We start from the raw sequence: 22246 nt of genomic DNA on the forward strand, positions 1-22246 counted from the left end.
CATGGATCGAGTGTAGGCCGCGGCGCCGTGCGATGCGGGGCGCGATAACCGCGCATCGGGAATAATCCCTACGAAATGAACTGTTGAGAAAACGGAAATGAGCGTGTGCGTGACGAGCGACAGTCGTCTGTATCATTCCGGAAGGTTTTTTGTATCAGATACGTAATGCACGCGATGCGCATCGCCACCGAATCAGGAGCCCCGATGACCGAACCGTCCGTTGCCGCGCTGCCCGCCCTGGAGACCGCGCGACTGTGGCTGCGCCCGCGCGTGCTGGCCGACCTCGACGCGAGCATCGCGATGGATCGCGATCCGGAGGTCACGCGCTACATCGCGGGGCCGTGGCACGACCCCGACGAACATCGCCGCTTCGTCACGCACCGGATCACACGCGCCTATCCGCCGGGCCTCGGTTACTGGTCGATCTTCGAGAAGGCCGCGCCCGACGCGTTCATCGGCTGGATCCTGCTGATTCCCGACTATGCGGGCGGCGCGCGCGACGTCGAGATCGGCTGGCGGCTCGTGCGCGTGGCGTGGGGGCGCGGCATCGCGTGCGAGGCCGCCGCGGCCGTCGTGCGACACGCGTTCGACACCGTGCGGCTGCCGCGCGTGATCGCCGATATCGCGGAGGCGAACTCGGGTTCGCTGAACGTCGCGCGCAAGCTCGGGATGCGGCGCGTGAGCGTCGTTCACGACGGCATTCCTTACGTTCGCCATCGTCTCGAGCGCGACGACCTGCGTGCATAGCGTCGCGTGCGGGCGCGACCGGTTGTCAGAGATGGTCAAGCGCACGCGTATCGAGGTCGCGACGTATTAACGGCTCGCACGATCAGGAGTATCGTTGCCGGAAATTCGCAACATGGGGTACGACCATGGCACTCGGCAACGACGTTCATCTCATTCCCGTCCGCCTTGACGCGCTGCGTCCGACGCAAATGACGGTCGGCTATCGCGAAGTGAAAGCGAAGCGCAAGCACTGGAAGACGCTCGACAAGCGTGCCCGCAAGGCGGCGATCGAGTCGCACTGGTTTCCGGCCGTCCTCGGCCCCGGCGGGGTGCACTACATCACCGACCATCACCATCTCGGCCTGGCGCTGATCGAGGAAGGGGAGGCGCGCGTGAATGCGATGCTGCTGAAGGATCTGTCCTGGCTCGACGACACGATCTTCTGGCGGATGATGGAACACAACCAGTGGGTGCATCCGTTCGGCGTGGACGGCTCGCGTCGCGACTACGCACAACTGCCGAAGGCGCTGACGGGGCTCGAGGACGATCCGTATCGAAGCCTCGCGGGCGAGCTGCGCACGGCCGGCGGCTACGCGAAGGATGCGACGCCGTTCAGCGAATTCCTGTGGGCCGACTACCTGCGCCAGCACGTGACGCTCGATCAGATCCGCAAGAACTTCGCGAAGGCGCTCGACATCTCGCTGCGCCGCGCACACGAGCAGGACGCGCGCTATCTGCCCGGCTGGTCGGGTGTCATCGCCGTCAAACCCTGACCCGCACCCCGGCGCCTACCGCCTCATGACGACTGCCCCGACCCGTCCGGATGCCGGCTTGCAGCATCCCGAGCATTTTGCTGCACTCGATGCGGCGCCGCCGCCACCCACGCAGCGCATCGGCCTCGATGCGCTGGCTGGCCTGTCGATCGCCGGGTTGCTGATTCCCGAGGCGGTCGCATACGCGGGTCTCGCCAACCTGCCGCCGCAGGCCGGTCTGATCGCGCTGCTGTCGGGGCTCGTCGTCTATGCGCTGACCGGCAGCAGTCGCTTTGCGATCGTGTCGTCGACGTCGTCGTCGGCGGCCGTGCTCGCCGCGACCGTGCTGGCCGAGTCGGGGATGGCGCTTGCCGCGCAGCTCGCGCTCGCGGCCGCGCTCGTCGCGATGACCGGCGTGCTGTTCATCCTGGCGGGCGTCGCGCGGCTCGGGGGCATGTCGGATTTCGTCGCGCGACCGGTCCTGCGCGGTTTCACGTTCGGCCTGGCGCTGACGATCGTCATCAAGCAGCTGCCGAAGATTCTCGCGATCTCCGTGCAGCACAGCGATGCGCCGCGCGTCGCACTCGACCTCCTCACCGGCGCACCGCATGCAAACCTCGCGAGCGTCGCGCTCGGCGCGACCGCGCTCGCACTGCTGTTCGTGCTCGGGCGGCGCTCGCGCGTGCCCGCGACGCTCGTCGTGATCGTGCTGTCGATCGCGGCCGGCTATGTGTTCGACTGGCAGCACTACGGGATCGCGATCGTCGGACACATCGATTTCCGGCATCTCGAATTCGGGCTGCCGCATCTCGACCGGAACGCATGGATGCAGACGGTCGAGCTCGCGTTCGCGCTGATGCTGATCCTGTATGCGGAGTCGTACGGTTCGATTCGCAACTTCGCGCTGAAGCACGGCGACAGCGTGTCGGCGAACCGCGACCTGGTCGCGATCGGCTGCGCGAACCTCGTGTCGGGGCTGCTGCACGGAATGCCGGTCGGCGCGGGCTATTCGGCGACGTCCGCGAACGAGGCGGCAGGCGCGCAGTCGCGTTTCGCGGGCTTGTGGGCGGCCGGCGTGGTCGCGCTGATCGTGTGGCTGCTGCTGCCGCAACTCGCGCGCACGCCGGAGCCCGTGCTCGCTGCGATCGTGATCTTCGCGGTCAGCCATTCGCTGCATCCGTCGGTGTTCCGGCCGTATTGGGTCTGGCATCGCGACCGGCTCGTCGTGATCGCCGCGCTGCTCGCGGTGCTCGTGCTCGGCGTGCTGCACGGGCTGCTCGCGGCCATCGGCGTGAACCTGCTGCTGACGCTGCGCAAGTTGTCGGAGCCGAACGTGAGCGTACTCGGCCGGCTGCGCGACGGGCACGACTTCGTCGACGTCGCGAATCACGCTGATGCGAAGCCGGTCCCCGGTGTGCTGATCGTGCGGCCCGAGGCGCAGCTGTTCTTCGCGAACGCCGACCGGATGCTCAATCGCGTGCGCGCGCTGATGAAGGCCGCGCCCGACACGCATACCGTGATGCTGAGTCTCGAGGAAACGCCGGACGTCGACGGCACGACGATCGAGTCGTTGCGCACGTTCGCCGCCGAATGCGCGGCACGCGGGCTACAGTTCGCGATCGTGCGGCTCAAGGAGCACGCGTTGCATGCGCTGCGCCGTGCGACCGACGATACGCTGCGCGACGATGCGATGTCCGAACTGAGTGTCGACGAGAGCCTGCAACTGCTGCAGGCACGCGGTAACGGCGCGAAGCGTGGTGCGTGACCGGGCGGCGCGCATGCTCCGTCTGGCGTTTTCACGTGCCGCCAAGTTAGCGCGGCTGACCGTGCCGGCGAGGGCGATCGGCACGCCGAGCCGCGCGCCACGTTCCAGCATGAACCGCCGGCGACGCTGCGCCAATGCCGCGCGTCATCGCGGATGAAGTCGGTCAGTGCTTCGCCGAATACGGCCCGGCGGGGGAATGTCGTCGTTGTGTCGAGACGATGTGCCGCGGCGTGTCGCGCGGCGGTACGGCGGTTGGTAAACGGACGGGCAGGGCCGGTGTCCGCGCCCGACACCGACCGGCACCGCCAGGAATCGCGGGTCGCGTCGCGCGATCAGCGCGGGCTGCTCCAGCCTTTGTAAGCCTTCACGTTGTCACGCGTGACGAGCGTCGGCTCGATCAGGATCATCGGGTTGGCCGGCTTCTGGCCGTTCATGATCCCGTAGCCGACGTTTACGGCCTGCTGCGCCATCGCCCACGGGTCCTGGCTCGACGATGCCTGCACGAGCGTGTTCGACTTCAGCGCGACTTCGATGTCGGGCGCGCCGTCGACCGACGTGATCACGATGTTCGGGCGGTTCAGCTGCTTCGCCGCGAGATCGCTGCCGATCGCCTGCGGGTCGTTGATCGTGAACACGCCGTCGAGCTTCGGAAAGCGCGTCAGGTAGCCCTGCATCGTGTTCATCCCGCCTTCGCGCGAGCCTTTGCCGTCCTGGTCGCTCGACAGCAGCTTGATGCCCGGGTTCTTCGCGAGCACGGTCTTGCAGCCGTTCACGCGATCGATCACGGCCGACACCTGCGGGCCGTTCTCGATGATCACGTTGCCCTTGCCGTTGAGTTTCTTCGCGAGGTAGTCGCACGCGAGCTCGCCGGCCTTCACGTTGTTGGTCTGCACGGTCGCGTTCGCGCCGGCGGCCGCGACGTCCACCGCGACGACCGTGATGCCCGCCGCCTGCGCCTTCTTCACCGCCGGCTCGATCGCCTTCGGATCGGTCGCGTTCAGCAGGATCATGTCGACGTGCGCGGAGATGAAGTTGTCGATCTGCGTGAACTGCTTATTCAGGTCGTAGTCGGCCGAGACCGCGGTGACCTTCGCGTTCGGGTTGAGCTGCCTGGCGCGCGCCTCGGCGCCTTTCACGATCGTGACGAAGTACGGGTTGCCGAGCGAGCCGACCGTGACGCCGATCGATTTCAGCGGCTTGTCGGCTGCATGGGCGGCGGCGGCGCCGAAGGCGAGCGCGCAGGCGACGGCGGTCAGGGCGGCTTTTTGCTTGAACATGTCGTTGTGTCTCCGGAAGGTCCGTTGGCGGATGGGTGCAGGAGGACCTGCCTGCGCCCCGATGGTCGAGTGGTGAGGAATACGAATCAGGTGCGGGCCGAGTCGCGCTGGCGATAGCGGTCGAGCGCGACCGCGCCGATGATCACGAGCCCCTTGATGATGTATTGCCAGATGTCGGACACGCCGAGCAGCACGAGGCCGTTGGTCAGCACCGCGATGATCAGCGCGCCGATCAGCGTGCCGACGATCGAGCCGACGCCGCCGACGAAGCTCGTGCCGCCGAGGATCACCGCGGCGATCGCATCGAGCTCGTACGACTGGCCGAGCTGCAGGCCATTGGCCGCATAGAGCCGCGCGGCCGACATCACCGCGCCGAGGCCGGCGAGCAGGCCCGACGCCGCATACACGAACAGCTGGATCGCGCGCACGTTGATGCCCGACAGCCGCGCGGCTTCCGGGTTGCCGCCCACCGAATAGATCCGCATGCCGAGCACCGTGCGGCGCAGGATGAACCACGACAGCGCGATCACCGCGCAGGCGATCACGACGAGCCACGGCACGCCGAGGATCGTGCCGTTGCCGATGAACGCGAACGGCAGTTGCGGGTTGAAGACGGTCGTGTCGTTGCCGATCAGGCGGGCGATGCCGCGCACGGCCGTCATCGCGCCGAGCGTGACGATGAACGGCGGCAGGCGCAGGAACGAGATCAGGCCGCCGTTGATCGCGCCGAACACGAGGCCGACCGCGAGCGCGATCGGCACGCCGAGCCAGCCCCAGCCGGGGATGGTCGACGCGATGAGCGCGGCGACGGCCGACGCGGCGAGCACCGAGCCGACCGACAGGTCGATGCCGCCCGTCAGGATCACGAAGGTCATGCCGGCGGCGAGCACGATGTTGATCGACGCCTGCTGCGTGACGATCGACAGGTTCTGCAGCGTGAAGAAGCCGTCGGTCATGAAGCCGAAGCCGATGCAGAGGACCAGCAGCACCGGCAGCATGCCGGCGGTGCGCATCAGCGACTGCATGCGCGCGCGATGATCGGCGCCGCGCATCAGCGGCGTACGGTTGGCGACCGGATGGGCCGTCGCGGACGCGAGGTTCCGCTGCTTGGTCGGGTTGATCATGTCGGTACCTTGAAGGAAGAAGGAGATGAAGGGGCCGTGGTCAGTGCGCGTCGGCGAGCTCGGCCTGCGAGCCGGTGGCGAGCGCGATGATCGCTTCCTGCGTGATGGGCGTGTGCGTGTGGCCGCCGAGTTCGCCGGCGATCTCGCCTTCGCGCATCACGAGCACGCGGTCGGCGACGCCGATGATCTCCGGCAGCTCGCTCGAGATCACGATCACGCCGACGCCGGCGCGGGCCAGTTCGTTGATGATCCGGTAGATCTCGGATTTCGCGCCGATGTCGACGCCGCGCGTCGGCTCGTCGAGGATCAGCACGCGCGGCTTCGTCTCGAGCAGGCGCGACAGCAGCACTTTCTGCTGGTTGCCGCCCGACAGCGCGCCGACGTTGACGTTCGCGTTCGGCACGCGGATCGACAGCGAGGCGATCGCGTCGCGCGCGCGCGTGGCGCCGCGCGCGAGATCGAGCGCACCGAGCCGCGCATCGCGGTTGCACACGGAGATGTTGATGTTGTCGCGCACGCTCATGTCGAGGAACAGGCCCTGGCGCTTGCGGTCTTCCGTCAGGTAGACGAGGCCCGCGTCGATCGCGTCGCGCGGCGAATGCGCGCCGAACGTGCGCTCGCCCAGCTTCACGTCGCCGCGCGTGCGCGGCTCCGCGCCGAAGATCAGCCGCGCGAGCTCGGTGCGGCCCGCGCCGACGAGCCCGGCGATGCCGAGCACCTCGCCCGCATGCAGGTCGAGGCTGCAGCCGCGCACGCGCTCGCCGTCGGCGATGTCGCGCACCGACAGCAGCAGGTGGCCGGGATCGTACGGCGCGTGTTCCTTCTTGTAGAAGCCGGAGATGTCGCGGCCGACCATCATCGCGACGAGCCGCTCGGCCGACAGCGACGCGCGCTCGAGCGTGCCGACGTACGAGCCGTCGCGCAGCACCGACACGCGGTCGGACAGCTCGTAGATTTCGGCCATCCGGTGGCTGATGTAGATGATCGCGAGACCTTCCTCGCGCAGCTGGCGGATCAGGCCGAACAGGTGCTCGGTCTCGCGCGACGACAGCGGCGTCGTCGGTTCGTCCATCACGAGGATGCGTGCGCGGGTATGCACGGCGCGCGCGATCTCGACGAGCTGCTGCTCGGCGATCGACAGCGTGCCGACCAGCGTGTCGGGGCCGAACGGCGCACCGAGGCGCGCGAGCACGTCCTGGCAGCCGCGCGCCATCGCCGCGCGGTCGATGGTGCCCCAGCGGCGGTTGCCGCGGCGCAGTTCGCGGCCGACGTAGATGTTTTCCGCGACGGTGAGGTTGGGCGCGAGGCACAGCTCCTGGTAGATCACGGCGACGCCGGCATCGCGCGCGGCGAGCGGGCCGTCGACGTCGATGCGCGCGCCGTCGATCAGGATCTCGCCGCCGGCGTCGGCGCGGTACGCACCCGACAGGATCTTCATCAGCGTCGACTTGCCCGCGCCGTTCTCGCCCATCAGCGAATGGATCTCGCCCGGATAGACGGTCAGGCTGACGTTGTCGAGCGCGCGCACGGCCGGGAAGGTCTTGCTGATGCCGCGCATCTCGAGCAGCGGCCGGGGGGACTCAGAACGCGACATGGTTGACCTCCTGCGATTCGGTGCGGGCGCCCTTGAGGATGCCGGCCCGTGGAGAGAAGTTGAAGAACATCGGCAGCGTCGCGGCACCGATCGCACCGGCGTCGGCGCCGAACGAGCCGCGCACGAGCGTCGGCGTGCCGCGCGCTTCCGGCGCGGTGGCGACGAGCGCCGCGCGCAGGCGGGTCGTCACCGCATCGAGCAGGCCGGCGTCGGTATCGGCGTCGAGTACGACCACCGGCGCATCGACGACGCACAGCACCGCACGCAATGCCGGCGCGAGCGCGTCGACACAGTCGTCGATCCATTCGTCGACCGCCGGCAGGCCACGCGCGATGCAGGCCTCGAGATCGGCGCGGTTCTCGACCGTCTCGCCGCAATGGCGCAGATGACGCACGAGCGCGTGCAGCGATGCGCGGGCGAGCAGGATGTCCCACGGGCCGCGGGGCGGCGGCGCGGACGCCAGCCGGCTCGGCGGAACCGGAATCACGGCGATGTCGCCGGCATTGCCGGTCACGCCGCGCAGGCAGTCGCCGTCGATCGCGATGCCGCCGCCGATCGCGGGACCGATGAACAGGTACACGAAATCGTCGCACTGCCGGCCGTACCCGTAGAACAGTTCGGCGATCGCGGCCGCGTTGCCGTCGTTTTCGCCGAACACGGGCAGCGACAGCGTGCGCCCGAGGTCGCTCGCGAAGTCGACGTCTTCCCACGCGCGGAACGTGTCGGGTGCGAGGCCGAGTTCGCGCATCCACGCGCCGAGGTTGTACGGCTGGGCGACGCCGACGCCCGTCAGGCGCGCGCGCTCATGCGTGGGGAGCAGGTCCTGCATCGCATCGATGTCGCGCCGCACGATGTCGAGCACGTCGGCGGGCGGGGGGAGCAGGCAGTCGTGGGAGCGGCGGCCGAGCACGTCGCCCGCGAAATTGACGAGCGCCGTCTCGATGCGCATCCGGTCGAGGTGGACGCCGATGCCGAACGCGCCGCGCGGATCGAGGCGGATCAGCGACGCCGGCTGGCCGCGCTGGCCCTCGGTGCGGCCGGCGGATTCGATCAGCTTCGCGTCGGCGAGCGACGCGATGATGCCGCCGACAGCCGCGCTCGTCATGTTCGCGAGACGCGCGAGGTCGGCCTTCGACGCGCTGCCCACGCGGCGCAGCGTCTTCAGCAGCAGGCGCTCGTTGTAACGGCGCACGTTGGCCGAATTGCTGCCCTGGCCGAAGTGCGGGCTTCGCATGGCGTCTCCTTCCATGTTGCGTCGAACGTCGACGCATTAAATAAATCATGTTGATTTATTTAACCGCGTGAGCGGTAGCATGTCAGCCTAGGGAAATCCCGGTTTTGTTCCGGGATGAAGGCGGGGCCCGGGTTGCCGGGGCGGGCGGCCGCCGCGTCGTGCAGCGGGGCCGGCGATGTCGAATTCGCGCGATGGATCGCGGCCGGCGCGCACGCTCGACGGACCGCCGGCCGGACTGACTCGCCGCGCAGGCCGGGGCGATTTGTCCTGATGCGCAGGTGGCGAAGGAAAGATGGCGCGTCATGCGCGTCACCGGGACGGTATGGGGCGCGGCGTGAACCTGGTATCGATTCGGCGCCGGAAATAAAAAAAGGCCGGCTGAAAGCCGACCTTTTTAGAAAACAGATGGTGCCCAGGAGAGGACTCCGTCACACGAGCGCGACCCCGGCTGCGCTTGCAAGCGCAGCCTTTCGAGTCCTCGCGCAAAGCGCGCAGGCGCTTTGCTTCCTGGGCCTGAAAAAGAAAAAGGCCGGCAGAAGCCGACCTTTTTTAAATAAGTGGTGCCCAGGAGAGGACTCGAACCTCCACGATGTTGCCACCGCTAGGACCTGAACCTAGTGCGTCTACCAATTCCGCCACCTGGGCACGTTTCGCTTGCTGCGATGCGAAGACCGCTATTCTAGCGCGTCTGAAGGATCTGTCAACAGAATTTGAGGTTACGAACGAAAATAATTTGCCGGCCTGCTTGCGATGCGAGAGGGGAGCGTGCGCGGAAACGATCGGAGTGTTCGTCGATGCGTCGTGATGGTCAGGTGCGACCATCGTGCCACGGCGAGCGTATCGATTCGGCGCCGGAAATAAAAAAAGGCCGGCTGAAAGCCGACCTTTTTAGAAAACAGATGGTGCCCAGGAGAGGACTCGGTCACACGAGCGCGACCCCGGCTGCGCTTGCAAGCGCAGCCTTTCGAGTCCTCGCGCAAAGCGCGCAGGCGCTTTGCTTCCTGGGCCTGAAAAAGAAAAAGGCCGGCAGAAGCCGACCTTTTTTAAATAAGTGGTGCCCAGGAGAGGACTCGAACCTCCACGATGTTGCCACCGCTAGGACCTGAACCTAGTGCGTCTACCAATTCCGCCACCTGGGCACGTTTCGCTTGCTGCGATGCGAAGACCGCTATTCTAGCGTGTCTGGAGCATCTGTCAACACAATTTTTCGATGGCGATCAAAATTATCGCGCGTTGCAGGTTCCGGGCATCAGGCGCCGATCGGCTCAGCACGCTTTGCCGCGAAATTCCAGCGCAGCGCTTCACCCGTGTCGACGCGGGCGGGCAGCAAACCGGCCGCGAGGAACGTATCGGCGATCTTCTGCTGCTCACCGAAGTTCTGCGTGGCCACGGTGCGCACGAGATAGCTGCGTCGTGCGTTCGCGCGCTCGATCGTCTTCGCGTCGAGTCCCCAGATCGGGGCGAGGGTATTGGCGGCCTCCTGCTGATGTTCGCGCAGCCAGGTGCCGGCTTGCGACAACTGGTCGAACACGATCTGGATGACGTCGGGGCGCGCGGCGGCAAAGCTGCTCGACGCCAGGTAATAGCGTTGGTACGACGCAAGCCCGTCGCCGTCGGCCAGAATCCGCACGTCGGGACTCGCGTCGACCGATGCGACATACGGATCCCACGTGATCCATGCATCGACGCTGCCGCGCTCGAACGCCGCGCGGCCGTCGGCCGGCGTCAGGTAGTGGATTGCGGCGTCGGCGGGGGTGAGCTTTGCGCGTGCGAGTGCGGCAAGCAGCAGGTAGTGGCTGCCGGCTGCTTTCGTGACGGCGATGCGCTTGCCCTTGAGATCGGCGAGCGTGCGCAGCGCGCTGTCGCGCTTGACGATGATGGCCTGCGCTTTCGGTGACGGCGCTTCCTGCGCGACGTATACGAAGCGCGCATGCGCGGCCTGTGCGAAGACGGGAAGCCGTGCATGACCGCGCCGCTGTGGTCAGTCATATCGCCTTCGTAGACGATGTCTTGCATATCCACTCCTACGTGATTTGGCCACTCTTCGCCAACACAGCACCGACTCACCGCTCTCCCTGCGGGCATCAATCCGACCTCATTCTCGTTCGATTCATTCCCGTAGTTCCGCTTCGAAAAACACTCTGAATCTCTGACAAAGTGTTGGCTCAATGTCTAAGAGCACCGAGAAAAACAACTCCAGCATGTCAGGCACTTCATACTCATCTCCCTCCTCAGGCTTTTCTTCATACAGGCAGCAAACAACCGCCCGCAGAAAGCTCTTCTTCTGACCCGCCACCTCAGCGTCGTGCAACTGCCAAGTCTCAACTCTCTTCCGAAGAAGCTCCGCACTAGAACACTTCTTGGCTTGAAAACGCAAAGGAAACTCAAGCGTCTCATTCGCCCATTTCAAGAAGTCGCCATCAAATACCTTTCTCTCATGGAGCTCACTCGCAACATTTTGGAGAAACCTAGAAAAATAATCGACAGACTTTCCAAACGAGACATCATCTAGATCCACCTGATCTTCAAGCAAGTCCAACTGAATCGCATCTTCTCTCATTTTTTGTGCTTTATCCCTAACGTATCAAGTACAGGGGCGCATGACGAGCATGCGGGCTTATATTCACCGGTCGGACCGAAAACAGCTGACTCAGCCCCCGAGGTTACCTTTTTAAGCGCATCAACACTTAACTCCAGTTTGATCAGGAATACGAAATACAAAATCAACCCACACTGCCCTGCGAGCCACTGGCGATCAGGCTGGCGCCGCAGGCGGTCTTCATGTTGTGCAGCGCCACCGGCACGCCGCCAATGTCGTAGTTGGGGCTGCCCTCGGCGATGGGGAAAACGCCCCTGCACTTCGGGCAGCTCACCAGGGCCCCAGGCCGGCGATCTTCCGGCCGTTGAGGTCGGTGTCGGTAAAGCCCTGCATGACCATGCCGCCGTGATAGGTCATGTCGCCTTCGCGAACGATGTCTTGCATATCCACTCCCACTTGATTTGGCCGTGCTGAGCCAATCAGCACGGCATCGGCTTACCGCTCTCCATGCGGAAGTGAACCCGACTCCGTTCTTGTCAAGGAATGGGATGATTTGAGAAAACTACCACTTCACCATCGGGATAGCTTCCTTCCCAACCACACGGAATACCACCATCAAGGTAAATCCGTTCAATCTGCCTCCACAACGGATGAACCTCTCCGTAGGCGTAGCAGTGAAGTAATCTTGAAACATCACCCTCCATATTATTAATCAATGGAGATTCATTTACTCCAGAGTAATTTTTCCCATGCCTTTGATCGAGCACCTCCATAATTTTATTTTCGATGCTGCGCGGCATATCTGGCCAAGCAGGAGTAATAGACTCTAAAATTGCCTGCCAATCCGGAAATTTATCTCCAGAATCAGCAGTAGAGTACTCGACCGCCGCAAAGCATCAAAAATAACTTTTTTACCAGTAGCGACACCTTTTTTATATGGCCCATCAAAGAAAATTGGCCTCTTCACATAATCAAGGATCGGCTTCGCATCTTTCTCGACGCCATTCCATGCCTTCATAACCAACTCCCTCTAACGCGTCATCGCTACCTGTTCTTTTCCCACATCACGCTCGGGCCTGATGTGATTTTATTTAATTCTCCAGCATCATCATAGTGAAACTCCCAACGAGCTTCAGAACCAGTCCGATTCGAAGCCCCACGTGCAGCTACTGGGCGATCAGACAAATATTCGTAGAGAAACGCAAAGCACGCGCCTCCCTCTCCAACGCCCATGTACAGCTTAGAATCTTTTCCTAAATTGATAAATCGACGCATACCGATCACTCTGGAACTGCGCCTTTCCAGCCGGTGCATGCTCTTGCACGAAATGCTCAGAATGGTGACTCCCCCTTCCTCGGTCATATTAAAGAAATCAGCGTCGAGCGCTTGAATGCTTGGCTCACCAGGCATTACAGTAACCAAGTGCTGCCCCCCCAGAAAGCCGGCGCAATATTTACCTAGCCATCGAGCTTCATCGACGTCTTTGTATTTCCTCTTAACAAGCTTTGGAGAAGGAAACCCTCCTCGCTCAGCTTCGTAAGGGGCAGGCGAGAAATAGTCACCGGTCGAAAATCTCCATTCATCAATGGTGGAGGCCACCCTCAAATACTCGTCATACCAATCCAGTTTTGGCTGCCCCTCAAATTCACAATGAAGAGCTCCAAGCTGATTTTTAATTAATGACTCTTGCAAAAGCATCTCTTTATCCTAATCACAACAGCAATCAAACGTCGCCTTCCAAGATCCTGACTCTAGGCGTCGACCTAAATCCTTCAGTGCGTTCTCTACGTTTCCTCCACGCTTTTCAACGCCTTTAAGCACTTGATAAATCAGTTTATCGTTAAGTGCACTGTGAACATGTCGACCAGCATGATAGTTGCCATTGCTTGCAGCGCCTGCCCGTCCGGGGTGGCCTGGTGCTGCCACTTGAGTGTTACTCGCCCCCCATAAAACTGCCCCGTTTGAAGCGGAGTCAATACCGATGTCACTGCGTTCAAGAATCTCACGAGATTTCTGAACATGGCTGTTGGGCATTCCTTTCCGACAGTTTTCCTGAACAATGTGGTGCGGAGTCTGGCCAGGGAGCACAGGTCGACCAGCGCGCTCAAGATTCGTCTTGAGCTTCGCAGCAGTCAATCCCAACGGGTCTAGATACTCATTCGGATTCGGACCAAACTCGTAAACGTTAATCCCACCCGCATACCCAATCGGATCCCTGCCAACAAACCGCCCCACCTCCGGATCGTAGTACCGATACCGGTTGTAGTGCAGCCCGGTTTCGTGGTCATGGTACTGTCCCTGAAAGCGGATGGGGTTGGCGACGGATGCCTTGCCCGATGCCTTGCGGATCGCCTCCTGCGCGACACCCCAGGCACGATACTCGGCAGCCCACGCAATCTCGCTGTGCTCGTCCGTCAACTCCTGCGGCGTGCCCAGGTGGTCGCACTGGTACCAGGCCAGGCTGTCGATGGCCGGCGCTGGCGGTGGCGGTAGCCACAGCGGGTCTTCATCCTGCCGGTAGTAATCGCCGTACTCCGGCTGGTCGAGCAGTTCGATAGCATCCTGCCGCACCGCCTGCGCCACCGGCACGAAACTGCCCGGCTCGTACACATAGTGCGTGGTGCGCGCGCCGAAGCCATCCTCGTCGGCGATATTGCTCTCCCACGCCAGCGTGTCGCCGTCCCACCCGTACAGCGTGAAGCCGCATTGCAGCTCGCGGTTGCGCTTGACGCGCTTGACGCGCTCGGCGCGGTTCCAGTGCGGGCCGGCTTCCCTTCGCTCCTCGTAGTGGGCCTTGCTGTGTTTCGTCAGGCGCCGGCCGAGGGCGTCGTAGCTGTAGTCGGCCTGCAGGCGCTCGTCTTCGTAGTGCGTGATGCGCTGGCCATCGACGGCGCGCGCCAGCTTGCCGGTGGTTTCCTCGTACACGTAGCGGGTAGTCGCGCCGTCAAAGCCAGTTTCCGCTAGCAGGCGGCCCATCGGATCGTAGTGGAACTCCGCGTCGCGGCCGTTCTCGTTGCGCAGCGCGGTGAGCTGGCCGAGCTTGTCCCACTGGTAGCGCAGGCGCTGGCCGGCCGCGTCCACCCGGCTGGCGAGCAGCCCGGCCTCGGTATAGTCCCATTCGGTGCGCCGGCCCAGCGCGTCGACGTGGGCCAGCAGGCGCCCTTCGGCGTCGCGCTCGAAGTGCTCTTCGCTGTTGTCCGGGTGGCGGATGGCGGCAAGCTGGCCGGCCTCGTAACGATAGCGCGTGACCTGTCCCGCCGCGTCGGTGAACTGCACGAGCTGGCCGCGCTCGTCGTAGGCCCAGGCACTGGCCTTGGCGGAACAATCCACGTAGCGCGTGAGCTGGCCGTTGGCGTTGTACTCGAGCTGCTTGGTCTTGCCGCTGGCATCGGTGATGCCGATGGGCAAGCCCATCGGGTTGTAGGCGTATTCGGTCTTGTTGCCCAGCGGGTCGATGGCCTCAATCAGCCGGCCGCGCGTGTCGTAGTCGCGCAGCCAGAGACCGCGCTCGGCGTCGCTGATCTTGATGAGCTGGTCTTTCGTGTCCCACGCGTAGTGCACCACCGTGCCATCGGCGCGGATGTGCTCCAGCAGGTTGCCGTTCTCGTCGTAGGCGTAGCGGTCGTCGCTGCCATCGGTGTGGATGTGGTGCACCACGTTCTTGGCGGCGTCGCGGAACAGCCATTCCTGCCGTTGGTCGGGGTGGATGACGCGGTAGGTGTAGCCGAGGCTGTCGTAGTAGTGCCAGGTCTCCTGGCCATGCGCATCGGTGACGTAAGTGAGGCGGATGTTCTCGTCCCACTCCAGGCGCACCTCGAAGCTGCCGTCGTCGGCCCACTCGTGCACGGCGCGCGCATCGGGGCCTTCGCCCTGCCACTCGAGATTCATGCCGCGGCCGGTGCGGTCGGTGTAGCGGGTGATCAGGTGGTGCTGGTAGGCGTAGGTCCAGACGGCGGCGTTCTCGTCCTGGGCCAGCGTGAGGTCGCCCGCCTCGTCGTAGCGGTACAGGCTCAGCCGGCGCTCGGGGGCATCCTCGCCCAGCAGCCACAGGCCGGTGATGCGGCCGGCCTCGTCCACCTGGGTACCCAGATGGGTGTGCGGCTGGCCCGGGTCGTCCTGGTAGGTGACGAGATGGGAGAGCACCACGCGCTCGCCCACGCGGTGGTCGTAGCCCAGCAGCAGGCCCGCGCCGCCGCGCAGTTCGACCTGCACGAGCAGGAAGCGATCGCCGTGGCGCTGGTAGGTTTTCCCAACCAGATCTCAACGGCCGAATCACCAAGAACGGGGCCAAACCTGCTCCCGTTCTTGGAGACCTGACAGAAGAACGCCATGGAGTTTTTGAAATCACTCGTCGCCAATCTCGTGTTTGTCGCGTTGGCCTTTCTGTTCCTTCGATGGCTCTACGGAAGGATACGCGACCACTTTACTGAGGACAGACGGGTCGCCGAACGCACCTTGACGCTGGCGCAGTACCTGCACAAGTACCCGAAGTGCAGGACACCGCGCGGCATTCAATGCACCGTCTGCCGGTCGATGAGCATCAGGAACTGGGGCCTCAAGGGAAGTGATGATCCGCGTCGCATCTTCATCTGCAACCACTGCAACACGAGGCTTTACCGTACCGATAATTGGTGAAAGAGGAGGGTGGTGCGGGCGTCAACGTACTCACTCACGATTCAAGAATAGATGCCCCACGAATGGGGCAGGCATTACTCCCGACGTGGGCGACGGTGGGCGGGGCGAATGCCGGCGAACCGTTTGCGTTGCATCGGGGCAGTGCCACGGGGGAAACCAGTGCGTACAAGAATTTTCTACCGCCTGCTTACGGCGGGGTTTGCGGCCGCAGTGTCGGTCGCTTCGGCCGGGGCGGGCCTATGGGCGGCTTGGGCAACCCACCAGAGCTATACCAGCAACAAGTTGCTGTATCGCCCGTATGCGATCACGACGCAATACTTCGACGACACGAGCCGGAAGTACGGCATTTACTTGTCGAACGCGGGGCTCGGCCCGGCGATCATCAAGAGCATGACGGTCACGGTGGGCGGCAGGAGATACACCGGCCTGGGCCCCAGCATTTGGCCGCAGTTCCGTGCTGATCTGGGGCTGAGCGCAACGGGATGCTTCAGGACGGGGTGGCCTGTTCAAGACAGCGTCGTGAAGGCGGGTGAGGAGATACCTCTTTTCACGGTGTCGGGGCTGGCAAATCTGGCGTGCCAGGCACAGATGATGAAACTGCTCGCCGACAACAGCATCGTTATCGAGATCGAGTATGCGTCGCTGTACGGCGACAAATTCTCGGCCTCGGGAGATATGCGCCTGAACGACGATACGGCGCGTCAATTGGCCGAGCAGTTCAAGCATTACCAGTGAGGCGCTGGGCATTTTGGTTTCCAGTGTCGCGGGTCCATGCCGTGCCGCCTTGGCACGGCCAAATCAAATGGGAGTTGCTATGCAAGACATCGTTCGCGAAGGCGACACGACAGACCACGGCGGCATGGTCATGCAGGGCTTTGACAATACCGATCTCAACGGCCGGAAGATTGCCGGCCTGGGGCACCCGGTGAGCTGCCCGAAGTGCAAGGGCGTTTTCCCCATCGCCGAGGGCAGCTCCAACTACGACATTGGCGGCGTGCCGGTGGCGCTGCACAACATGAAGACTGCCTGCGGCGCCAGCCTGATCGCCAGTGGCTCGCAGGGCAGCGTGGGGTGAGACGTATTTTGTTATTCGGTCTCGCTTTGTCCAGAACGGGATCAAGAAAACCTCGATGCGATGATCGATGAGATGCGGGGCAGCAGAAATAAGTGCAGGAATTGATCCCGCCCATTCTTATAGCAATCGGGTGGATGGCTTTGCCGGGCGTCGTTGTTGAGTCAGATATTCGACTGGCGAAGAATGGTAGCAGTGCATGCCGGCTTAGGAGGGAACCGCATGTTTTTGAATGATCAAGAAACGGCGACCGATCTGCTGTATTACGAAGCGATCGCCAAGACGGTTGTAAAGTTAATCGGGAGAACCTCGAAAGCGCCGATCACCATCGCGGTGCATGGAGATTGGGGGGCTGGAAAATCCAGTGTGCTGAAGATGTTGGAGGCCTCGTTCAAGGACGACCAACGCACGTTGTGCCTCTGGTTTAATGGCTGGACTTTCGAAGGATTCGAAGACGCCAAGACGGTCGTTATAGAGACGATCGTTGACGAGTTGCGCCGAGCAAGACCCACGAGTACGAAGGTAGCCGATGCGGCGAAGAAGGTTCTCAAGCGCGTTGACTGGCTCAAGCTTGCCCGAAAAACCGGCGGATTCGCTCTGACGGCTTTTACAGGGATCCCCACGCTGGATCAACTCAAGGGGGTCTATGACTTGGCTGCTGGCTTCCTGAGCAAGCCGCAGGAGCATGTTTCTTCCGAGGATATCAAGAGCTTCGCGAAAGGAGCGGGTGATTTTCTCAAGGATGCGGAGTCTGTCTCGGACCACCTGCCCGAACATATTCACGCATTCCGCAACGAGTTCAAGGAATTGCTCGATGCCGCCGACATCGACAAGCTGGTGGTCATTGTGGACGATCTTGACCGCTGCCTGCCGAAGACGGCGATAGCCACGTTGGAAGCCATCCGGCTGTTCCTCTTCGTCGAGCGGACAGCGTTCGTCGTCGGCGCAGACGAGATGATGATCGAGTACGCGGTGCGCGAGCACTTCCCCGATCTACCTCAAAGCGTGGGGCCGGTAACCTACGCCCGCAACTATCTGGAGAAGCTGATCCAGGTTCCGTTTCGCATTCCCGCGCTGGGTGTAGCCGAAACGCGCGTGTACGTGACGTTGCTACTGGCCGAGAATGCACTGGGAGCGGAGAGCGAGCCCTTCCAGGCGTTGTTGAAGGCGGCTCGCGAGGATATGCGGCGGCCGTGGAAGAGCCGTGGTCTGGATAGGAAGACGGTCGAGGATGCCATGCAGGGCTCGGTACCGCCTGAAGTTGACCAGGCGTTGGTGATCAGTGCGCATGTGACCAAGATCCTCAGCGAGGGTACGCGTGGCAATCCGCGGCAGATCAAGCGCTTTCTGAACTCCCTGATGCTCCGTCATGCCATCGCCGACGAGCGAGGGTTTGGCAGCGAGATTCAGCGGCCGATCTTGGCGAAGATCATGCTCGCCGAGCGCTTCTATCCCGACTTCTACGAGCAGATCGCTCGTCTGACTGCCGCGCATCCAGATGGAAAGCCCGAGGCACTTGTCCAATTCGAGGCGCGAGTGCGCGCGGCGGCAGAGGCGGAGAAAGCGGATAGCGATGAGGACTCTCGGCTTGGCCGCCTAGGATCTGTAGGGCTGTCAGTGCCATCTGAGTACATCTCCTTACATCGAACTTTCAATGTACTCAAAAATGTACTCGTTTGCAGGTGGCTTAGGGTGGAACTCAAAAGACGTCAGAAGACAAAAAAGCCCGCAGTGGCGGGCTTTTCCGAGGATCAGAAGACTTTGTTGGAAGTCTCTGGAAGTGTAAGTGGTGCCCAGGAGAGGACTCGAACCTCCACGATGTTGCCACCGCTAGGACCTGAACCTAGTGCGTCTACCAATTCCGCCACCTGGGCACGTTTTGCAGTAGCTGCTTGCTGCAAAGAAGCGAAATTATAGCGCCCCAATTAATCGTGTCAACACTTTTTTGCGATGCACCGCAAACCGGTCGCCGCGGCGCCTGCACGCGGCATTCGCGTCATTTGGCGACACAGGCGGGTGATAGAATGATCCGCCGCCGTCACTATAGAACTGTCTGACGGACACTTCTATGTTGATGCCGTGCACCATCAGTCAACGCAACGAGAACAATCATCGACAAACCCTTGAGCAAATATCCGTACCCCATTCCGAGCCGTGAAGAAATTCTCGGCGTGCTGCGTACGAGCGACGCGCCGCTGGCAGCCAACGACATCGCCGAAGCGCTGTCGATCAAGCGTCAGGAGCGCGAGGGGTTCTTCCGGCGTGTCGCCGCGATGGAACGCGACGGCCAGATCCGCCTCGACAAGCGCGGCCACTACCAGCTCACCCATCCGTCGAACTTCGTTGCCGGCCGCGTGCAGGGCCATCGCGACGGCTACGGGTTCGTGATCCGCGACGACGGCCAGGACGACCTGTTCCTGCCGAACGGCGAAATGCAGAAGGTCATGCACAACGACCGCGTGCTCGCGCGGATCGTCGGCTACGATCGCCGCGGCCGGCCGGAAGGGCACGTCGTCGAAGTCACCGAGCGCGCGAACAAGCGCGTGATCGGCCGCCTGCTCAACGAGAACGGCGCGCTGATCGTCGCCCCCGAAGACAAGCGCATCGGCCACGACATCCTGATCACGCAGAACGTGAAGAAGGCGAAGGTCGGGCAGGTCGTCGTCGTCGAACTGACCGACTTCCCGAGCCGTCATTCGCAACCGCTCGGCCGCGTCGTCGAAGTGCTCGGCGACATCGACGATCCGGGCATGGAAATCGAGATCGCCGTTCGCAAGTACGGCGTGCCGCACGAATTCAGCCAGCCGGCGCTCGACGAAGCCGCCGCGCTGCCGGACAAGGTCCGGCCGACCGACCTGCGCTTCCGCGTCGACCTGCGCGACGTGCCGCTCGTGACGATCGACGGCGAGGATGCCCGTGACTTCGACGATGCCGTCTACTGCGAGCCGACCAAGGTCGGCCGCGGCGACGGCTTCCGCCTGATCGTCGCGATCGCCGACGTGTCGCACTACGTGCAGCCGGGCAGCGGGCTCGATGCCGACGCGCTCGAGCGCAGTACGTCGGTCTACTTCCCGCGCCGCGTGATCCCGATGCTGCCGGAGAAGCTGTCGAACGGCCTCTGTTCGCTGAACCCGCAGGTCGATCGCTGCGTGCTCGCATGCGACATGGTGATTACCGCGCGCGGCGAGATCAAGGCGTACCAGTTCTATCCGGCCGTGATCCATTCGGCCGTGCGCCTCACGTACACCGAAGTCGCGGCCGTGCTGTCGAACACGAAGGGGCCGGAGGCCGCGCGCCGCGCGGACCTGCTGCCGCACCTGCAGGATCTGTACGGCGTCTACAAGGCGCTGTTCGCCGCACGCCAGAAGCGCGGCGCGATCGACTTCGACACGACCGAGACCTACATCGTCTGCAACTCGCAAGGCAAGATCGAGCAGATCGTCCCGCGTCAGCGCAACGATGCGCACAAGCTGATCGAGGAATGCATGCTGGCCGCGAACGTGTGCGCGGCCGATTTCCTGAAGCGCCACAAGCACCCGGGCCTGTACCGCGTGCACGCGGGGCCGACGCCGGAGAAGCTCGAGAACCTGCGCGCGTTCCTGCGCGGCATGGGCCTCTCGCTCGGCGGCGGCGACAAGCCGCATGCGAGCGACTACGCGGCGCTGATGGCGCAGATCCGCGACCGGCCCGACGCGCAGATGCTGCAGCCGATGCTGCTGCGCTCGATGCAGCAGGCCGTCTACAGCCCGGACAACATCGGTCACTTCGGTCTCGCATACGAGGCGTACGCGCACTTCACGAGCCCGATCCGCCGCTATCCCGACCTGCTCACGCACCGCGCGATCTACGCGATCCTGTCCGGCAAGAAGTACGTGCCGAAGGCGCCGGACGGCTTCGAGCTGAACACCGCGCTGTCGCCGCGCGCCCGCGCGATGCAGCAGGCCGACGACGAAGCACGCGGCCGTTCGCGCTCGAACACGGCGATCTGGGAAGAACTCGGCCTGCACTGCTCGGCGAACGAGCGCCGTGCCGACGAAGCGTCGCGCGACGTCGAGGCCTGGCTCAAGTGCTACTTCATGCGCGACAAGCTCGGCGAGGAGTACGGCGGGATGGTGAACGGCGTCACGTCGTTCGGCATCTTCGTGCAGCTCGATACGCTGTTCATCGAGGGGCTCGTGCACGTCACGGAACTCGGCTCGGACTACTTCCAGTACGACGAGATCAAGAACGAGCTGCGCGGCGAGCGCACGGGCATCCGTTATCGCCTGTCGGATCGCGTACGCGTGCAGGTGAGCCGCGTCGATCTCGACGCGCGCAAGATCGACTTCCGCCTCGTGCGCGACACGCCGGTGAAGGCGCCGCGTCCGGCACCGGCGCCGGCTGTCGCCGGCAACGGTAACGGTAACGGTAACGATCGCGGCGGCCCGCGCGTGCGCGCGTTGCCGCCGGTGGAGGACGCCGCGCCGCGCCGCAAGAAGGCGGCCAGCGCGCCGACCGTCGCGGTGAAGGAGGCGCGCGCCGCGCGTGCCGCGAAGAAGAAGGGCGGCGCGGCGGCGAAGACGGCCGCGAAGAAGGTGCACGCCCGCAAGAAGTATTGAGCGTTCGGGGCGGCGCACGCGCACGCCCTTGCAGTATCGAGAGACGCCGCGCTTGACCGGTCACCGGCCGGCAACGCGGCGCTTTCCTTTTCCATGGATCGCGGCTGCGCACGTCGCGCGGCCGCACGTTTGATCGAAGGTTGTTCCAGTCATGTCTCGTCTGAAGGTTCTTTACGGTTTTCATGCGGTGACCGCACGTTTGCGGCACGATGCGTCGACGGTTGCGGAGGTGCTGTACGACCAGACGCGCCGCGACCGCCGCATGCAGGACTTCCTGCACGCCGCGAAGGAAGCGGGCGTGCGGCTGATTGCGGCCGATGAAACCCGCCTGTGGGGCCTCGCGCATACCGAGCGCCACCAGGGCGTCGTGGCGCGCGTCGAGGATGTTCCGCTCGCACAGAACCTGTCCGAGCTGCTCGACGGCATCCAGGGCCCGGCGCTGCTGCTGGTACTCGACGGCGTCACCGATCCGCACAACCTCGGCGCATGCCTGCGTGTCGCCGATTCGGCCGGCGCGCATGCGGTGATCGCGCCGCGCGACCGCGCGGTCGGCCTGAACGCGACCGCGGCGAAGGTCGCGAGTGGCGCGGCCGACACGGTGCCGTACATCACGGTCACGAACCTCGCCCGCGCGCTGCGCGAGCTGAAGGACGCGGGCGTGTGGGTCATCGGTACGTCGGACGAGGCGTCGGGCACGCTGTACGACACGAAGCTCGACGGTCCCGTCGCCATCGTGATGGGTGCGGAAGGCGAAGGCATGCGCCGGCTCACGCGCGACACCTGCGACGAAGTGATGAGCATCCCGATGGCCGGCAGCGTGGAAAGCCTGAACGTGTCGGTCGCGAGCGGCGTGTGCCTGTATGAAGCGGTGCGGCAGCGGCGCGTGAAGGGCTGATACACGGGCTGACGCGCGCGGTCTCGCGCGCTGCG

Annotated in this window: 17 protein-coding genes, 3 tRNA genes and 3 pseudogenes; 9 read left to right on the top strand and 14 right to left on the bottom strand. The window is 63.8% G+C overall.

All coding sequences use genetic code 11. The features are described from left to right. The first annotated feature begins 204 nt into the window (after positions 1-204). From DIE04_RS07115 to DIE04_RS07125, 3 genes are all read left to right on the top strand, one after another. Positions 205-747 (top strand): GNAT family N-acetyltransferase, encoded by a 543-nt coding sequence (locus DIE04_RS07115; RefSeq protein WP_124488925.1) that lies wholly within the window; start codon positions 205-207, stop codon positions 745-747. A gap of 125 nt (positions 748-872) precedes the next feature. After that, a complete protein-coding gene (locus DIE04_RS07120) occupies positions 873-1499 on the top strand; it encodes a ParB-like protein (RefSeq protein ID WP_124488926.1) in 627 nt (208 codons plus the stop codon). Between the two features lie 25 nt (positions 1500-1524). Further along, positions 1525-3243: a SulP family inorganic anion transporter gene (locus DIE04_RS07125; RefSeq protein ID WP_124522593.1), complete on the top strand. Its 1719-nt coding sequence runs from the start codon at positions 1525-1527 to the stop codon at positions 3241-3243. A 47-nt stretch (positions 3244-3290) separates the two neighbouring features. Here the strand turns inward: DIE04_RS07125 and DIE04_RS30040 are convergent. The 13 genes and pseudogenes from DIE04_RS30040 to DIE04_RS07195 form a co-directional block, all read right to left on the bottom strand. Beyond that, a pseudogene (locus tag DIE04_RS30040) lies at positions 3291-3410 on the bottom strand (carbohydrate kinase); the annotation flags it as partial. Between the two features lie 165 nt (positions 3411-3575). Further along, on the bottom strand, positions 3576-4520 hold the full coding sequence (locus DIE04_RS07135; protein ID WP_124572952.1) for an ABC transporter substrate-binding protein: 945 nt from the start codon (positions 4518-4520) through the stop codon (positions 3576-3578). A gap of 86 nt (positions 4521-4606) precedes the next feature. Further along, positions 4607-5644 (bottom strand): ABC transporter permease subunit, encoded by a 1038-nt coding sequence (locus DIE04_RS07140; RefSeq protein WP_124489874.1) that lies wholly within the window; start codon positions 5642-5644, stop codon positions 4607-4609. Positions 5645-5684: 40 nt separating this feature from the next. Then, positions 5685-7238, bottom strand: a complete 1554-nt coding sequence (locus tag DIE04_RS07145) for a sugar ABC transporter ATP-binding protein (RefSeq protein ID WP_124572231.1) — start codon at positions 7236-7238, stop codon at positions 5685-5687. Then, positions 7225-8472, bottom strand: coding sequence for an ROK family transcriptional regulator (locus DIE04_RS07150; protein WP_124522267.1), 1248 nt, complete (start codon positions 8470-8472; stop codon positions 7225-7227). Before DIE04_RS07150 ends, DIE04_RS07145 begins: the two co-directional genes overlap by 14 nt. Before the next feature lie 558 nt (positions 8473-9030). Next, positions 9031-9117: transfer RNA gene (locus tag DIE04_RS07155), tRNA-Leu, on the bottom strand. 407 nt (positions 9118-9524) lie between these two features. Next, a tRNA-Leu gene (locus tag DIE04_RS07160) sits at positions 9525-9611 on the bottom strand. A 110-nt stretch (positions 9612-9721) separates the two neighbouring features. After that, positions 9722-10429, bottom strand: a pseudogene (locus tag DIE04_RS07165) (ABC transporter substrate-binding protein); the annotation flags it as partial. Between the two features lie 153 nt (positions 10430-10582). Continuing rightward, positions 10583-11032, bottom strand: a complete 450-nt coding sequence (locus tag DIE04_RS07170) for a hypothetical protein (RefSeq protein ID WP_124572954.1) — start codon at positions 11030-11032, stop codon at positions 10583-10585. Between the two features lie 163 nt (positions 11033-11195). Beyond that, the gene (locus tag DIE04_RS29945; RefSeq protein ID WP_260426219.1) at positions 11196-11345 is read right to left on the bottom strand and encodes a PAAR domain-containing protein; all 150 of its coding nucleotides are present in this window, start codon (positions 11343-11345) and stop codon (positions 11196-11198) included. Positions 11346-11837: 492 nt separating this feature from the next. Further along, positions 11838-12029 carry a hypothetical protein gene (locus DIE04_RS07185; protein WP_124572958.1) on the bottom strand — a complete coding sequence of 64 codons (192 nt, stop codon included), beginning with the start codon at positions 12027-12029 and terminating at the stop codon, positions 11838-11840. A gap of 26 nt (positions 12030-12055) precedes the next feature. Next, positions 12056-12709, bottom strand: a complete 654-nt coding sequence (locus DIE04_RS07190; RefSeq protein ID WP_124572959.1) for a hypothetical protein — start codon at positions 12707-12709, stop codon at positions 12056-12058. Between the two features lie 9 nt (positions 12710-12718). After that, positions 12719-15223: an RHS repeat-associated core domain-containing protein gene (locus DIE04_RS07195; protein WP_124572961.1), complete on the bottom strand. Its 2505-nt coding sequence runs from the start codon at positions 15221-15223 to the stop codon at positions 12719-12721. A 117-nt stretch (positions 15224-15340) separates the two neighbouring features. Here DIE04_RS07195 and DIE04_RS07200 point away from each other — a divergent pair, with 117 nt between their 5' ends. The 4 genes and pseudogenes from DIE04_RS07200 to qatA form a co-directional block, all read left to right on the top strand. Further along, on the top strand, positions 15341-15646 hold the full coding sequence (locus tag DIE04_RS07200) for a hypothetical protein (RefSeq protein WP_124572963.1): 306 nt from the start codon (positions 15341-15343) through the stop codon (positions 15644-15646). 159 nt (positions 15647-15805) lie between these two features. Then, entirely contained in the window at positions 15806-16381 is a 576-nt protein-coding gene (locus DIE04_RS07205; RefSeq protein WP_124572965.1) for a hypothetical protein, read from the top strand. A 79-nt stretch (positions 16382-16460) separates the two neighbouring features. Then, positions 16461-16721 (top strand): PAAR domain-containing protein, encoded by a 261-nt coding sequence (locus DIE04_RS07210; RefSeq protein WP_124572967.1) that lies wholly within the window; start codon positions 16461-16463, stop codon positions 16719-16721. 219 nt (positions 16722-16940) lie between these two features. Then, positions 16941-18362 (top strand): annotated as a pseudogene (qatA, locus tag DIE04_RS30355) (Qat anti-phage system ATPase QatA); the annotation flags it as partial. A gap of 143 nt (positions 18363-18505) precedes the next feature. Here the strand turns inward: qatA and DIE04_RS07220 are convergent. Then, positions 18506-18592 (bottom strand) — tRNA-Leu (locus DIE04_RS07220). 249 nt (positions 18593-18841) lie between these two features. On the opposite strand from DIE04_RS07220, the gene rnr reads away from it, so the two are divergent. Next, positions 18842-21316, top strand: a complete 2475-nt coding sequence (gene rnr, locus DIE04_RS07225) for a ribonuclease R (protein WP_124572969.1) — start codon at positions 18842-18844, stop codon at positions 21314-21316. Positions 21317-21467: 151 nt separating this feature from the next. Continuing rightward, positions 21468-22211 (top strand): 23S rRNA (guanosine(2251)-2'-O)-methyltransferase RlmB, encoded by a 744-nt coding sequence (gene rlmB / locus DIE04_RS07230; protein ID WP_044845081.1) that lies wholly within the window; start codon positions 21468-21470, stop codon positions 22209-22211. The last annotated feature ends 35 nt before the right edge of the window (positions 22212-22246 follow it).

The sequence above is a fragment of the Burkholderia sp. Bp8994 genome, from assembly GCF_003853805.1.
Taxonomy (GTDB): domain Bacteria; phylum Pseudomonadota; class Gammaproteobacteria; order Burkholderiales; family Burkholderiaceae; genus Burkholderia.

Coding starts and splice junctions, on each gene's coding strand:
- DIE04_RS07115 (WP_124488925.1), top strand. CDS start 205: ATGACCGAACCGTCCGTTGCCGCGCTGCCCGCCCTGGAGACCGCGCGA.
- DIE04_RS07120 (WP_124488926.1), top strand. CDS start 873: ATGGCACTCGGCAACGACGTTCATCTCATTCCCGTCCGCCTTGACGCG.
- DIE04_RS07125 (WP_124522593.1), top strand. CDS start 1,525: ATGACGACTGCCCCGACCCGTCCGGATGCCGGCTTGCAGCATCCCGAG.
- DIE04_RS07135 (WP_124572952.1), bottom strand. CDS start 4,520: ATGTTCAAGCAAAAAGCCGCCCTGACCGCCGTCGCCTGCGCGCTCGCC.
- DIE04_RS07140 (WP_124489874.1), bottom strand. CDS start 5,644: ATGATCAACCCGACCAAGCAGCGGAACCTCGCGTCCGCGACGGCCCAT.
- DIE04_RS07145 (WP_124572231.1), bottom strand. CDS start 7,238: ATGTCGCGTTCTGAGTCCCCCCGGCCGCTGCTCGAGATGCGCGGCATC.
- DIE04_RS07150 (WP_124522267.1), bottom strand. CDS start 8,472: ATGCGAAGCCCGCACTTCGGCCAGGGCAGCAATTCGGCCAACGTGCGC.
- DIE04_RS07170 (WP_124572954.1), bottom strand. CDS start 11,032: ATGAGAGAAGATGCGATTCAGTTGGACTTGCTTGAAGATCAGGTGGAT.
- DIE04_RS07185 (WP_124572958.1), bottom strand. CDS start 12,029: ATGAAGGCATGGAATGGCGTCGAGAAAGATGCGAAGCCGATCCTTGAT.
- DIE04_RS07190 (WP_124572959.1), bottom strand. CDS start 12,709: ATGCTTTTGCAAGAGTCATTAATTAAAAATCAGCTTGGAGCTCTTCAT.
- DIE04_RS07200 (WP_124572963.1), top strand. CDS start 15,341: ATGGAGTTTTTGAAATCACTCGTCGCCAATCTCGTGTTTGTCGCGTTG.
- DIE04_RS07210 (WP_124572967.1), top strand. CDS start 16,461: ATGCAAGACATCGTTCGCGAAGGCGACACGACAGACCACGGCGGCATG.
- rlmB (WP_044845081.1), top strand. CDS start 21,468: ATGTCTCGTCTGAAGGTTCTTTACGGTTTTCATGCGGTGACCGCACGT.